Raw genomic sequence first — 11,864 nt, 5'->3', positions numbered from 1 at the left:
GGGAGCAATTGTCCGCCTCGCGGACGCTTACCGGCTCTCAGGGATTGTGGCTCACAGGCTCTGGCCGGCTTCGAGCTTCGGCAGGACCTGCTTGATGTCGTTGATCGGGATGGCGAAGCCGAGGCCGACGCTGCCGGCCGTGCTGCTGCCGCCGCCGGCGGTGGAGTTGGCGCCGTTCGGGGCGTACATGGCCGAGTTGATGGCGATGACCTGGCCGTTGGCGTTGATCAGCGGGCCGCCGGAGTTGCCGGGGTTGAGGGCGGCGTCGGTCTGGAAGGCCTTGTAGGTGGTGGTGCCGCCGCCGCTCTGCTGCTGCGGGATGCTGCCGCGCAGGCCGGGCAGGTTGGGGAAGCCGAAGCCGCCGTTGCCGCTGGTGGTGCCCTCGTCGAGCTGAACGGTGACGTCGCGGTTCTCGGCGCTGATGATGCCGGAGGTGACGGTGCCGGTGAGGCCGTCGGGGTTGCCGATGGCGACGACGGGGTCGCCGACGGCCATGGCGGAGGAGTCGCCGAGGACGGCGGGGGCGAGGTTCTTGGCGCCGGTCGCGGTGATCACGGCGACGTCGAGCTTCTTGTCGGTGCCGGTGACGGTGGCGGGGGCGGTGGAGCCGTCCTTGAAGGTGACGGTGATCCGGCCGCTGCCGTCGGCCGCGGTGTCGATCACGTGGAAGTTGGTGAGGATCTGGCCGCTGTCGTTCAGGACCACGCCGGTGCCGGTGGCGGTGCCGTTGCCGCTCCTGACGGTGATCTGGACGACGCTGGGGGAGACGGCGGAGGCGATGGCGGGCACGTTGGCGGTGCCGTCGGTGCGGGCGGAGACCGGGCTGGCGATGGTGCCGACGCGGGTGTCGGAGGACTGCCGGTCGGCGGCGACGACCCCACCGGTGACCCCGCCGATGACGGCGGCGATCGCGGCGACGGCGGTGACCAGGGCGAGCCGTCCGCGCAGCAGGCCGCGCCGGGCCCGCTTGCCGTGGCCGCCGGGGCCCTCGGGGGCCGGCGCCGAGGGGTCCAGCGGATGTCCGAGCAGGGTGGGCGGCTCGGGCGGCATGGGCGGGGGAGGGGGCGGCCCGTCGAAGCTGCCGCCGGAGTGGTCCTCGCGCCGGCCGTACCCGGTGTGCTGGTCGTACCCGGTGTGCCGGCCGTACCCGGTGCGCGGGTCGGTGCCGCCGGTGCCGCCGCCGAGCACGGTGCCCTCGATGATGCGGGGCTGCTCGTACGGGCCGTACTGCTCGTCGGGGTGCTGCTGCTGTTCGCTCATGCCGACCAAGCTCCGCCTGGTGGATGAGGACCGGATGAGAAGCGGCTCAGAACGCCGCGAGAAGCGCGTTGGCTTCTCATAAAGCCTGGTCAGGCCGCCTGCGGAGCGGAATTGGTCATTCCGCTCCGGCTGCTCCGTCCGGCTGTTCCGGCAGGGCTCGGCCGGGCGCGGCGCCGTCGCAGCCGCAGGAACGGCGGATGACCAGGCGGGACGGGAACTTGCGGACCCGCTCGGTGTCCGATCCGGGCACCATCAGGGAGTCGTCCAGCACCAGGTCCACGGCGGCCCGGGCCATCGCGTCGCGGTCGGAGGCGACGGTGGTCAGCGGCGGGTCGGCGAGCGCGGCCTCGGGCACGTCGTCGAAGCCGGCCACCGCGAGGTCCTCGGGGACGCGCAGGCCGACCTCGCGGGCGGCCCGCAGCACGCCGATGGCCTGGTCGTCGGTGGAGCAGAAGATCGCCCGCGGCCGGTCCGGCCTGCGCAGCAGGTCGAGTGCGACGTCGTACGCGCCGTAGCGGTGGAAGGGCGCGTCGATCAGGTGCGGTGCGGTGGGGACACCGTGGGCGTCCATGGCGCGCTGCCAGCCCTCGACGTGGTCGATGACCGGGTCGCCGGGGGCGGGGGACTCCACCGGGCCGCCGAAGCAGGCCACGTACGGGTGCCCGTGCACCTCCAGCAGGTGGCGGACGACGGCCTCGGCACCGCCGACGTCGTCGGTGACCACCGCGACGTCGTCGATCGCCTCGGGACGGCGGTGCAGCAGCACCACCTTCGCCCCCTCCATCGCGGCGAACTCCTCGGCGGCGCGCTGCGAGGGGCCCTGGCTGACCAGGATCAGGCCGGAGACCCGCATGCCGAGGAAGGCGCGGACGTAGTGGACCTCGCGGTCGTCGACGTAGTCGGAGTTGCCGATCAGCACGAGCTTGCCGCGCTCGGACGCGGCCCGTTCGACGGCGTGGGCCATCTCGGCGAAGAAGGGCTGGCGGGCGTCGGGGACGACCATGCCGATCAGGTTGGTCCGCCGGGAGGCCATCGCCTGGGCGACGCTGTTCGGCCGGTAGCCGAGCTGCTCGATCGCCGCGAGGACCTTCTCCCGGGTCGCGGGCGCGACCGGGCGCGGCCCGTTGTTGATCACGTAGCTGACGACCGCGGTCGAGGTCCCAGCCAGTCGGGCTACATCGTCGCGCGTCACCTTGGCCACGGGGGGAGTCTACGCGTGTGGCCTCCGGGGCGGCAGTGGGACCTGGGGCCGCTTCGGGGGGCGCACCGGGAGCAAACCGGACGAGCCGGGCGGGGGACGGCCCGCCCGGCTCGCCGGTCAGGCCTCCAGCGGGGCCGAGGGGCGCTGGGAGAGGTCCGGGCGCTCGCTCTTCTCGGCCTTCTCCGGGACGACGAAGCGGTAGCCGACGTTGCGCACGGTGCCGATCAGCTGCTCGTTCTCGACGCCGAGCTTGGCACGCAGCCGCCGGACGTGGACGTCCACCGTCCGGGTGCCGCCGAAGTAGTCGTAGCCCCAGACCTCCTGCAGCAGCTGGGCCCGGGTGAAGACCCGGCCGGGGTGCTGGGCGAGGTACTTGAGCAGCTCGAACTCCTTGAAGGTGAGGTCGAGCGCCCGGCCCTTGAGCTTCGCGGAGTAGGTGGCCTCGTCGACCGAGAGGTCGCCGTTGCGGATCTCCATCGGGCTGTCGTCGACGGCGACCTGGAGGCGGCCGAGCGCGAGCCGCAGCCGGGCCTCGACCTCGGCCGGGCCGGCGGTGTCCAGCAGGACGTCGTCGATGCCCCACTCGGCGGTCACGGCGGCCAGGCCGCCCTCGGTGACCACCAGGATCAGCGGGCAGCCGATGCCGGTGGAGCGCAGCAGCTGGCACAGGCTGCGGATCTGCGGCAGGTCACGCCGCCCGTCGACCAGGATGACGTCCGCACTTGGGGTGTCCACCAGGGCCGATCCCTCGGCGGGCGCCACCCGGACGTTGTGCAGCAGCAGGCCGAGGGCCGGCAGTACTTCGGCGGACGGCTGCAGCGCGTTGGTCAGGAGGAGGAGAGAACTCATACCCGGTGGTCCCCTTTCCGGGTCGTCGCGGTCGCGTCCCGGCTGCCGCCGCAGCCGGAGGACGCAGGTGCTGAGGGGAGGGGGAAGGACGCCCGGGCGGCCTCGGGGGAGCGCGCGGCGCACCGGGGGTCCCGCAATCCCTGGCGCACCGTTCCTGCCCTGTTCATCCCGCGAACCCTCCGGTCTGGTCCGGTCCCGGGTGGCGGCCCGGCGCCGGGTGGCGACACCCCGCCGGGCGGCACGTCCTTGTGCCGCGAGAGGCGGGGCGGTTCCTGCGGCGCGCCGGGGGTGGGCCGACGAATCGCACGAACGTCCGTACTGGCGTCCTGAAAGCACAAAAGGACCCGGGGGCGACTCTGCCCGGATCCCTCTTGGAGCACGAGGATAGCCGACCGTCCTCCGCACCGGGAGTGCGCGAATCCGGCGGTTCGCTCAATCCGGGCGCGCGCCGGGTGAGCCTGGACACAGCTTCGAGCGCCGCTCCGGCCCGTCGGGCCAGGGCGATTGCCGCTCGGACCGGCGGACACGCCATCATGGGACGCACATCGGCGGCGCTGCCCGGGTCCATCGTTCGGGTGGTCGGGCAGGAGCCCCGGTGGCGAGCCGGACCGGGTCACCGGGGCCGGGCGAGGACGAACGGAAGGGGTGGCCCGATGGGCGCGACCACCGAGCCCGCCAGCGGCGCCCGGGTGCGCGGGACGATCCGCTACTGGGCGGCGGCGAAGTCCGAGGCCGGGCTGGCCGAGGAGCCGTACGAGGCGGCGACCCTGGCGGAGGCGCTGGCCGCGGCCAGGGAGCGGCACGCCGACCGGCCGAAGCTCGTCCAGTTGCTCGGGCACTGCTCGTACCTGGTCGACGGCGCGCAGGTGGGCGGCCGGGACCACGCGACCGTGGCCCTGACCGAGGGCGGGACGGTCGAGGTCCTCCCGCCGTTCGCGGGAGGCTGAGCGGCGTGACGGACATGAACAACCCGAACCACGGCGGAGGCTACGGCGGCAACTGGCCGCAGCAGCCCCAGCAGCCCTATCCGCATCCGCAGCAGCCCCCGCAGCACGCGCCGCAGCACCCGTACGGCTATCCGGTGGACGATGCCGACGCGACCACGCTGCTGCCGCCCGTCCCGGCGTTCGACGACGCCGACGCGACCACGCTGCTGCCGCCGGTGCCCGCGTTCGACGACGCGGCCGCTACCACGCTGCTCCCGCCCGTCCCACCGCTGGACGACGCGGCGGCCACCACGCTGCTGCCGCCGGTGAGGGTCTCCGGTGCGATGCCGGTCGCCCCGCCGCAGCACCTCGGGCAGCCTCCGGTACAGCAGCCCCCGATGCAGCCGCAGCAGCCCTCGCGGGCGCGGCACGCGGCCCCGGCGCCGCAGCCCGCCCCGCAGCAGACCGCGCCCGCCGCTGGCATGCCGCCCGTGGCCGGCATGCCCCCCGGCGCCAGGATGCCCGCCGCCGGACTGGGCTTCGACTCGCCGACCATGACGCTCAAGCGCCCGGATGCCCCCGCCGCCCCGCCGCACGGGGCCCTCCCGGCGCAGCCGACCCCGCTCGCCGCTCCGACCGCCGCCCCGGGCGGCCGGAGCGGTTCGCCGATCATCGACCCGGGCCTGCAGCCCGCCCTGATCACCGCGGGCGTGGCCGCGCTGCTGGCCGGTGGCGCCGCGCTGGGGCAGGTGGCGCTGGCCCTGGTGGTCGCGCTGCTGCAGCTGCTGACGGCGGCCGGCTGGTTCCGGCTGAACGGCATGTGGCCGGCCCGCCAGGGCATCCTGCTCGCCGCGCTGGCCGGGCTCACCGCGGACGCGGCCGTGCTGCTGGTGGACTCGAACAGCGACGCGGCGGCCGTGGTGGGCACCCTGGGCGGGTTCTTCCTGCTGGTCCTGGTGCTGCAGACGTTCCGCCCGTCGGACCCGAAGGAGCGGTTCTACGCGCTGACCGTGCTGGGCTCGGCCACCGTGGTGACGGCGCTGTGCACCACGCTGCTGCTGGCCGAGTGGGTGCCGGCCGGGGTGGGCGCGGTGGCGCTGGCCACCCTGCTGGCGGCGGCTCCGCTGCCCGGCCCGAAGCAGCTGGGCCCGGTGCTGGGCCTGGTCGCGGCGGTGCTGCTGGGGTTCCTGGTGGGCGCGCCGCTGGCGCTGGGGGCGCTCGCCGGGCTGGGTGCGCTGATCGGGCGCCGGGTCGCGGCGTACGACTTCCCGTCCCGCTTCGTGCACATGACGGCAGGCGTGGCGCTGCCGCTGGCGGTGGCCGCGCCGCTGATCTGGATGGCCACCGACCTGCTGGCCGGCTGAGCCGGGTACGTCACGACCGCGTCCCGCCCCGGAACCACCTTCCGGGGCGGGACGTCGTACGGTCGTGCGGAAGGAGCCGCGGCCGGACGGCTCCCGGACGGAACGGCTCCGGGACGGAACGACGACGGACCGCAGCGGACGACTACGGCGACCGGCGACGACGGGGGACACGATGCGCGGATGGCTGAAGGCGACGATCGGCCTGGCGGTGCTCGCCGGCCTGCTGGTGGGCGCGGACCGGATCGCGGTCGGCGTGGCCGAGGACGAGGCCGCCGACCAGCTGGTGAAGAGCGGCCAGATGAGCCGGCGGCCGGACGTGACGATCGACGGCTTCCCGTTCCTGACCCAGGTGGTCTCGAAGAAGCTGGACGACGTCCGGATCTCCTCGGACGGCCTGACCATCCGGAACAACGGCCAGCAGGTGGCGCTGCACTCGTTCAAGGCCAAGCTCTCGGGCGTCGAGGTGAGCGACAACCTGAACAGCGCCACCATGGACAGCGGGTCCGGCAGCGGTGTGATCACCTACCAGGACCTCGCCCAGCTGCTGCCCCCGGCCTCCCAGCTGATGGGCGGCGCCCCGCTGCCGGGCGGCGCCAACTCCCGGCTGAGCCTGTCGTACGGCGGTCCGGGCAAGGTCAAGGCCTCGCTGGGGCCGGTCTCGGTCGGTGAGGCCACCGTGCACAACGAGGGCAACACCATCACCGTGGACGGCCTCAAGCTGAGCTCGCTGGCCGAGATGTTCGCCGGGCTCGCCAACCGGAAGGTCGAGCCGGCCAGTTTCACCCTGGACTCGATGCCGGCCGGTCTGAGCCTGGCCGCGAAGGACGGTGTGACGCCGCTGCCGGAGGGCCTCCAGCTGTCCTTCGAGGGCAAGGGCGTCAAGCTGCTGGGCTGACCTCGGGCCCCGTTCCGCCTCCGCTTCGCCTTCGTTCCGCTCCGCGAGACGCGCTGTCCAGCGCGGCGCGCGGAGCGGTGTCGTTTCCGCCCGTTGTGTGCCCCCGCCGGGCGTCCCGCCCGCACCCGCCGGAACGAGTGGAGGTCGAATCCCAGCATTCGACCATTCCTATCCCAGCATTCGATACGCTGATGACAGCAGGCCGTCGGTGTCCCTAGCATCGTCGGCATGAAGCGACAGACGGATCTCACGAAGCGGCGGGCGGTCGACCTGTGCCGCGTGGCCGCCTGTCTGTGTCGAATGCGCTAAGTCGGCATCCTGGCAGGGCAGTTGACGCCCGCCGCCGATCTCTCCGGTGACCTCGCCCGGCTCTTCGGGCCGATGCTCGCCGCCGTACCCCGCACTTCCCCGCCCGGCCGCCCCGGCTCGCTCCTCCGTCCCGTCATTCGGACAGGATTTCGGACGGGAATTCGGACCGCACCCGTTCGGGCACCCTGCAGCACCTGCTGAGCAGCACCTTCCGCCTACCGCCCTCGGATGGAGAACACCACCATGAGCCGCAGCGACGTCCTGGTCGACGCCGACTGGGTCCAGGCCCGCCTGGACGACCCGAAGGTCGTCATCGTCGAGGTCGACGAGGACACCTCCGCGTACGACAAGAACCACATCCGCAACGCCGTCCGGATCGACTGGAAGTCGGACCTCCAGGACCCGGTCCGCCGCGACTTCATCGACCAGGCCGGCTTCGAGGCGCTGCTCAGCGCCAAGGGCATCGCCAACGACGACACCGTCGTGCTCTACGGCGGCAACAACAACTGGTTCGCCTCCTACGCCTACTGGTACTTCAAGCTGTACGGCCACGGCGACGTCCGCCTGCTGGACGGCGGCCGCAAGAAGTGGGAGCTGGACTCCCGCGACCTGGTCACCGAGGTCCCGACCCGCCCGGCCACCGAGTACACCGCCCAGGCCGTCGACTCCTCGATCCGCGCCTTCCGCGACGACGTGATCGCCGCCATCGGCAACCTCAACCTGGTCGACGTCCGCTCGCCCGACGAGTTCTCCGGCAAGCTGCTCGCCCCGGCCCACCTCCCGCAGGAGCAGTCGCAGCGCCCCGGCCACGTGCCGAGCGCCCGCAACATCCCGTGGGCCAAGAACGCCAACGACGACGGCACCTTCAAGAGCGACGAGGAGCTCAAGGCGCTGTACGAGGCCGAGGGCATCGACCTGGCGAAGGACACCATCGCCTACTGCCGCATCGGCGAGCGCTCCGCGCTCACCTGGTTCGTGCTGCACGAGCTGCTCGGCCAGGAGAACGTCAAGAACTACGACGGTTCGTGGACCGAGTACGGCAGCCTGGTCGGCGTGCCGATCGAGCTCGGCAACTGAGCCCCCGGCTCGACCCGTAAGTCAGAAGGGAAAACCAGACATGTGCGGTGCGAAGGCCGGCGGCCCGGACCTGGCAGGAGTTGACGTGGCGAACGAGACGATCATCCAGGGTTCGGTGACCCGCGACGGTGAGCCGGTCAACGGCTACGTCCGGCTGCTGGACGAGAACAACGAGTTCACGGCCGAGGTGCCCACCTCGGCGACCGGCCAGTTCCGGTTCTTCGCCCGCCCGGGCAAGTGGACCCTGCGGGCGCTCGTCCCGGGCCAGACCGTGGACCGTCAGGTGGTGGCCTCCCAGGGCACCGCCGTCGAGGTCGCGATCGCGGTCTGACCAGGACGGACGATCACACCGGGGGCCCCTGCCGCGCAGGGGCCCCCGGCCGTACCGTGGAAGACGTGCAGACGAGGCGTCGGCGGCGCTACTACTACGCCATGATGGGCGTGTGCTTGGGCCTGTTCGTCCTGGCCTGGGGCGTGGTGCGGTTCTTCTCGGTGGGGGCCGCGGTGGGCCTGTGCGTGGTCGCGATGGTCATCCCGCCCGCCGCCGCGGTGTTCGCCAACAAGCGGGACCCGGAGGACGACTGGTGGAACGACCCGCGCTGGGACGACCCGAAGTGGGACGATCCCGGGCACGACCGGGACCACCCCGACCACGAACCGCGCGACAAGCCCCGGTAGGAGCAGGGCCCGTACGGAGCCGACGGGTCTAGTAGACGAGCGCCTGGACGCCGTCCGCCGTGATCTCGCTGACGAAGACCTGCGCGCCCGCGATCCGGACACCCTCGACGGTGTCCTTCTGCTCGATCCCGCGCCGGGCCGCGCACTGGGTGCACAGCGTCACCGAGCCGGCCGCCAGGATCGACTCCAGCAGGTCCGGCAGCGGCGCGGCGTGCGGCAGCTCGAACTCCGCCGCCCTCCCCGGCAGGGCGAACCAGGAGGACTCCCCGGTCAGCCAGAGCGAGACCTCGATCCCGCTGGCGACGGCCACGGCCGCCACCGTGAAGGCCTGGGAGCACCGCTCCGGCGCGTCCGCCCCGGCGGTGACCTTGATGACGAGCTTCTTCGACATGGCGCCACCTTAGAGGTCCCGCCGCCCCCGCCCGCCGTCATCCCGGAATCCCTTGGGCAAACCTTGGGCGGCGCCCGTGCGCGGGGCACGAAACCCGACGTGGTGGGGCTCACCGCGACCGGCCGGACCACGACGGATAGAGTGAGCCCGCAAAATCCACCACAACTGTCGCCGCCTGGGAGCCCCCCGTGTCCGGTCTGGAAATGTTCTTCGACGGTCTGCTGGCCCTGATGGCCGTGCTGATCACCTGGTTCGCCATCTTCTCGGTGATGAAGCTCTACCAGGGCCAGCGCTGACCCTGCCGTACGGTTGAGGCAGACCGCACCGACCACGACAGCGACCAGGAACATGATCGAGATCCCCTCTGACCTCCACAAGGACGTCGTCCCGCTCGCCTTCCTCCTCGGCACCTGGGAGGGCGCGGGCGTCTATGACTTCCCGGGCACGGAGAAGTGCAACTTCGGCCAGGAGATCGTGATCCGGCACGACGGCCGCCCCTTCCTGGAGTTCCGCTCCCGCACCTGGGTGCTGAACGAGGAGGGCGAGAAGGTCCGTCCGCTGGAGAACGAGCACGCGTTCTGGCGCATCACCAGCAACCACGACGGCACCACCGGCGCCCGCGGGATCGAGATCTCCTCCGTCCGTGACGACGGCACGGTCGAGATCTGGTACGGCGAGCTGGCCGACGGCAAGCCGCAGGTCGACGTCTCCACCGACGCGGTGGCCCGGATCGAGGGCTCCCCGGAGTACTCCGGCGGCAAGCGGCTGTACGGCTTCGTCAACGGCGAGCTGCTCTGGGTCGGCGAGAAGGCCGCCCCGAACGTGTCGCTGCGCCCGTACATGTCCGCGCAGCTGAAGAAGGTGCTCAGCCCGGCCCAGCTGATCAAGGACATCAACGACCTGCCGGACGACGGCATCGCCTTCTTCAAGTAGGCACAGCTCAAGTAGGCACAGCTCAAGTAGGCACAGCTCAAACAGGCGCAGCCCGAGTAGGCGCCCGCACAGCCCGTGCACGAGGTAGGGACCGGCCCGCGGCCGGTCCCTACACTTGCTTCAGGACCCCCGACCTTGGCAGGGACAGAACCGTGGCGGACACCGGCACCACCGACTGGCAGCTCTCCGGCGACTGGAAGGCCGACCTGCGCGAGCGCGGCTACCGCCTCACGCCGCAGCGGCAGCTCGTGCTGGAGGCCGTGGACGTCCTCGACCACGCCACCCCCGACGACATCCTCTGCCACGTCCGCAAGACCGCCAGCGGCGTCAACATCTCCACCGTCTACCGGACCCTGGAGCTGCTGGAGGAGCTGGGCCTGGTCTCGCACGCCCACCTCGGCCACGGCGCCCCGACCTACCACCTGGCCGGCCGCCACCACCACCTGCACCTGGTCTGCCGGGACTGCGAGAAGGTCACCGAGACCGGCACCGAGATCGCCCAGCCGCTGATCGACCGGCTGCGTGAGGAACAGGGCTTCGACACCGACCTCAAGCACTTCGCCATCTTCGGCCGCTGCGCCGACTGCACCGCGAAGCAGGCGGACGGCCGGTCGTAAGCTGGCCGGTATGACCGGTGTGAAGAGTCCGCTGCTTGCCCTGCCCGGAGCCGTCCCCGCCGAGGGGGCCGACGAGGGCGTCGCCGCCCACTACGGCGACATCTTCCGCGAGCAACGGAACCTGTCGCAGGGCACCGGCTTCGTCGACCTCTCGCACCGCGGCGTGGTCACCGTCACCGGCGCGGACCGCCTGTCCTGGCTGCACCTGCTGCTCACCCAGCACGTGAGCCAGCTGGAGCCGCAGCACGCCACCGAGGCGCTGGTGCTCTCCCCGAACGGGCACGTCGAGCACGCGCTCTACCTGGTCGACGACGGCACCACCACCTGGGCCCACGTCGAGCCGGGCACCCAGGACGCGCTGGTGGCCTACCTGGAGAGCATGAAGTTCTTCTACCAGGTGGAGGTCGCCGACGCGACCGCCGACTACGCCGTGGTCCACCTGCCGGCCGGCTCCACCGGCTCGGTCGAGCGCGCCGCCGCCGTTCGCGAACTCCCGTACGGGCGCGACCTGTTCGTGCCGCGCGCCGAACTGGTGGAGCTGACCGCCGGGTTCGGCCCGGCGGCCGGGGTCTGGGCGTACGAGGCGCTGCGGATCGAGGGCCACCGGCCCCGGCTCGGCTTCGAGACCGACCACCGGACCATCCCGCACGAGGTGGACTGGCTGAGCACCGCCGTCCACCTGCAGAAGGGCTGCTACCGCGGCCAGGAGACCGTCGCCCGGGTGCACAACCTGGGCCGCCCGCCGCGCCGGCTGGTCTTCCTCCACCTGGACGGCACCGAGGAGACGCTGCCCCCGCACGGCACCGAGGTGCGGCTGGCCTCCGACCCGGACGGGCGGTCGCTGGGCTTCGTGACCTCCTCGGCCCGGCACCACGAGCTGGGGCCGATCGCGCTGGCGATCGTCAAGCGGAACGTCCCGGTGGACGCGGTGCTGCTGGCCGGGACGGTGCCGGGCACCCAGGACGTGATCGTCCCGCAGTAGCGGCCACGGGCCTCAGGCCCTCAGAGGGCGTTCGATAGGGGATTCCCCCCAACTGTCCGGCTTTGGTTCGCGCGGCACGGACTCGGTTCCAGGATCTCCTGGCAGCCGGGTCCGTGTCCGCGATATTGATCAACTGTGACGGAACGACGCCGGTATCCCTCGGACCTGAAAGACGATCAGTGGGAGCTCATCGAGCCCATGCTGCTGGAGTGGCGACGCGTTCGCGCCGAAGGGCGTGAGCCCACGACCGACCTGCGCGAGGTGGTGAACGCGATCCTCTACGTCGCGCGGACCGGGATCGCCTGGCGGTACCTGCCGCACGACCTCCCGCCCCACACCACCGTCTACGGATACTTCAAGGAGTGGGAACGCGACGGCACCA

The 11,864-nt window shown here is 72.2% G+C and carries 15 protein-coding genes; 11 read left to right on the top strand and 4 right to left on the bottom strand.

The features are described from left to right. Positions 1-51: 51 nt before the first annotated feature. From ACIG5E_RS35795 to ACIG5E_RS35785, 3 genes are all read right to left on the bottom strand, one after another. Positions 52-1,260, bottom strand: a complete 1,209-nt coding sequence (locus ACIG5E_RS35795) for a S1C family serine protease (protein ID WP_396540843.1) — start codon at positions 1,258-1,260, stop codon at positions 52-54. 115 nt (positions 1,261-1,375) lie between these two features. Further along, positions 1,376-2,461: a LacI family DNA-binding transcriptional regulator gene (locus ACIG5E_RS35790; protein WP_396540841.1), complete on the bottom strand. Its 1,086-nt coding sequence runs from the start codon at positions 2,459-2,461 to the stop codon at positions 1,376-1,378. A gap of 117 nt (positions 2,462-2,578) precedes the next feature. Beyond that, a complete protein-coding gene (locus tag ACIG5E_RS35785) occupies positions 2,579-3,310 on the bottom strand; it encodes a response regulator transcription factor (protein WP_396540839.1) in 732 nt (243 codons plus the stop codon). 653 nt (positions 3,311-3,963) lie between these two features. Here ACIG5E_RS35785 and ACIG5E_RS35780 point away from each other — a divergent pair. The 7 genes from ACIG5E_RS35780 to ACIG5E_RS35750 all read left to right on the top strand — a co-directional run bounded on the left by ACIG5E_RS35780 (position 3,964) and on the right by ACIG5E_RS35750 (position 8,559). Then, positions 3,964-4,257, top strand: a complete 294-nt coding sequence (locus ACIG5E_RS35780; protein ID WP_396540837.1) for a MoaD/ThiS family protein — start codon at positions 3,964-3,966, stop codon at positions 4,255-4,257. A 5-nt stretch (positions 4,258-4,262) separates the two neighbouring features. Next, complete coding sequence (locus ACIG5E_RS35775; protein WP_396540835.1) at positions 4,263-5,600, top strand: hypothetical protein; 1,338 nt, start codon at positions 4,263-4,265, stop codon at positions 5,598-5,600. 172 nt (positions 5,601-5,772) lie between these two features. Next, positions 5,773-6,495: a DUF2993 domain-containing protein gene (locus tag ACIG5E_RS35770; RefSeq protein WP_396540833.1), complete on the top strand. Its 723-nt coding sequence runs from the start codon at positions 5,773-5,775 to the stop codon at positions 6,493-6,495. 228 nt (positions 6,496-6,723) lie between these two features. Then, positions 6,724-6,804, top strand: a complete 81-nt coding sequence (locus ACIG5E_RS35765) for an Ms5788A family Cys-rich leader peptide (protein ID WP_350517234.1) — start codon at positions 6,724-6,726, stop codon at positions 6,802-6,804. Between the two features lie 243 nt (positions 6,805-7,047). Further along, a complete protein-coding gene (locus tag ACIG5E_RS35760; RefSeq protein WP_396540887.1) occupies positions 7,048-7,881 on the top strand; it encodes a sulfurtransferase in 834 nt (277 codons plus the stop codon). A 40-nt stretch (positions 7,882-7,921) separates the two neighbouring features. Next, positions 7,922-8,212 carry a DUF1416 domain-containing protein gene (locus ACIG5E_RS35755; RefSeq protein ID WP_030288989.1) on the top strand — a complete coding sequence of 97 codons (291 nt, stop codon included), beginning with the start codon at positions 7,922-7,924 and terminating at the stop codon, positions 8,210-8,212. 65 nt (positions 8,213-8,277) lie between these two features. Continuing rightward, complete coding sequence (locus tag ACIG5E_RS35750; protein WP_396540831.1) at positions 8,278-8,559, top strand: DUF3099 domain-containing protein; 282 nt, start codon at positions 8,278-8,280, stop codon at positions 8,557-8,559. 28 nt (positions 8,560-8,587) lie between these two features. Here ACIG5E_RS35750 and ACIG5E_RS35745 read toward each other — a convergent pair whose 3' ends face one another. Then, the gene (locus tag ACIG5E_RS35745) at positions 8,588-8,950 is read right to left on the bottom strand and encodes a DsrE family protein (RefSeq protein ID WP_030288986.1); all 363 of its coding nucleotides are present in this window, start codon (positions 8,948-8,950) and stop codon (positions 8,588-8,590) included. 348 nt (positions 8,951-9,298) lie between these two features. Here ACIG5E_RS35745 and ACIG5E_RS35740 point away from each other — a divergent pair, with 348 nt between their 5' ends. The 4 genes from ACIG5E_RS35740 to ACIG5E_RS35725 all read left to right on the top strand — a co-directional run. Continuing rightward, on the top strand, positions 9,299-9,883 hold the full coding sequence (locus ACIG5E_RS35740) for an FABP family protein (RefSeq protein ID WP_396540829.1): 585 nt from the start codon (positions 9,299-9,301) through the stop codon (positions 9,881-9,883). 152 nt (positions 9,884-10,035) lie between these two features. Further along, positions 10,036-10,500, top strand: a complete 465-nt coding sequence (locus ACIG5E_RS35735) for a Fur family transcriptional regulator (protein ID WP_396540827.1) — start codon at positions 10,036-10,038, stop codon at positions 10,498-10,500. A gap of 19 nt (positions 10,501-10,519) precedes the next feature. After that, positions 10,520-11,482: a YgfZ/GcvT domain-containing protein gene (locus tag ACIG5E_RS35730; protein ID WP_396540885.1), complete on the top strand. Its 963-nt coding sequence runs from the start codon at positions 10,520-10,522 to the stop codon at positions 11,480-11,482. Between the two features lie 135 nt (positions 11,483-11,617). Then, positions 11,618-11,864: transposase (locus ACIG5E_RS35725; protein WP_396540825.1), on the top strand; the 247-nt coding region annotated here is incomplete at its 3' end.

Origin of the sequence: Kitasatospora sp. NPDC053057, assembly GCF_044546945.1 — a bacterium.
Taxonomy (GTDB): Bacteria; Actinomycetota; Actinomycetes; order Streptomycetales; family Streptomycetaceae; genus Kitasatospora.
This window is presented reverse-complemented; position numbering and strand designations above follow the sequence as displayed.

What these genes read in the sequence shown, in the direction of transcription:
- ACIG5E_RS35795 (WP_396540843.1), bottom strand. Translation starts at nt 1,260, where the DNA reads ATGAGCGAACAGCAGCAGCACCCCGACGAGCAGTACGGCCCGTACGAG.
- ACIG5E_RS35785 (WP_396540839.1), bottom strand. Translation starts at nt 3,310, where the DNA reads ATGAGTTCTCTCCTCCTCCTGACCAACGCGCTGCAGCCGTCCGCCGAA.
- ACIG5E_RS35780 (WP_396540837.1), top strand. Translation starts at nt 3,964, where the DNA reads ATGGGCGCGACCACCGAGCCCGCCAGCGGCGCCCGGGTGCGCGGGACG.
- ACIG5E_RS35770 (WP_396540833.1), top strand. Translation starts at nt 5,773, where the DNA reads ATGCGCGGATGGCTGAAGGCGACGATCGGCCTGGCGGTGCTCGCCGGC.
- ACIG5E_RS35765 (WP_350517234.1), top strand. Translation starts at nt 6,724, where the DNA reads ATGAAGCGACAGACGGATCTCACGAAGCGGCGGGCGGTCGACCTGTGC.
- ACIG5E_RS35760 (WP_396540887.1), top strand. Translation starts at nt 7,048, where the DNA reads ATGAGCCGCAGCGACGTCCTGGTCGACGCCGACTGGGTCCAGGCCCGC.
- ACIG5E_RS35755 (WP_030288989.1), top strand. Translation starts at nt 7,922, where the DNA reads ATGTGCGGTGCGAAGGCCGGCGGCCCGGACCTGGCAGGAGTTGACGTG.
- ACIG5E_RS35745 (WP_030288986.1), bottom strand. Translation starts at nt 8,950, where the DNA reads ATGTCGAAGAAGCTCGTCATCAAGGTCACCGCCGGGGCGGACGCGCCG.
- ACIG5E_RS35740 (WP_396540829.1), top strand. Translation starts at nt 9,299, where the DNA reads ATGATCGAGATCCCCTCTGACCTCCACAAGGACGTCGTCCCGCTCGCC.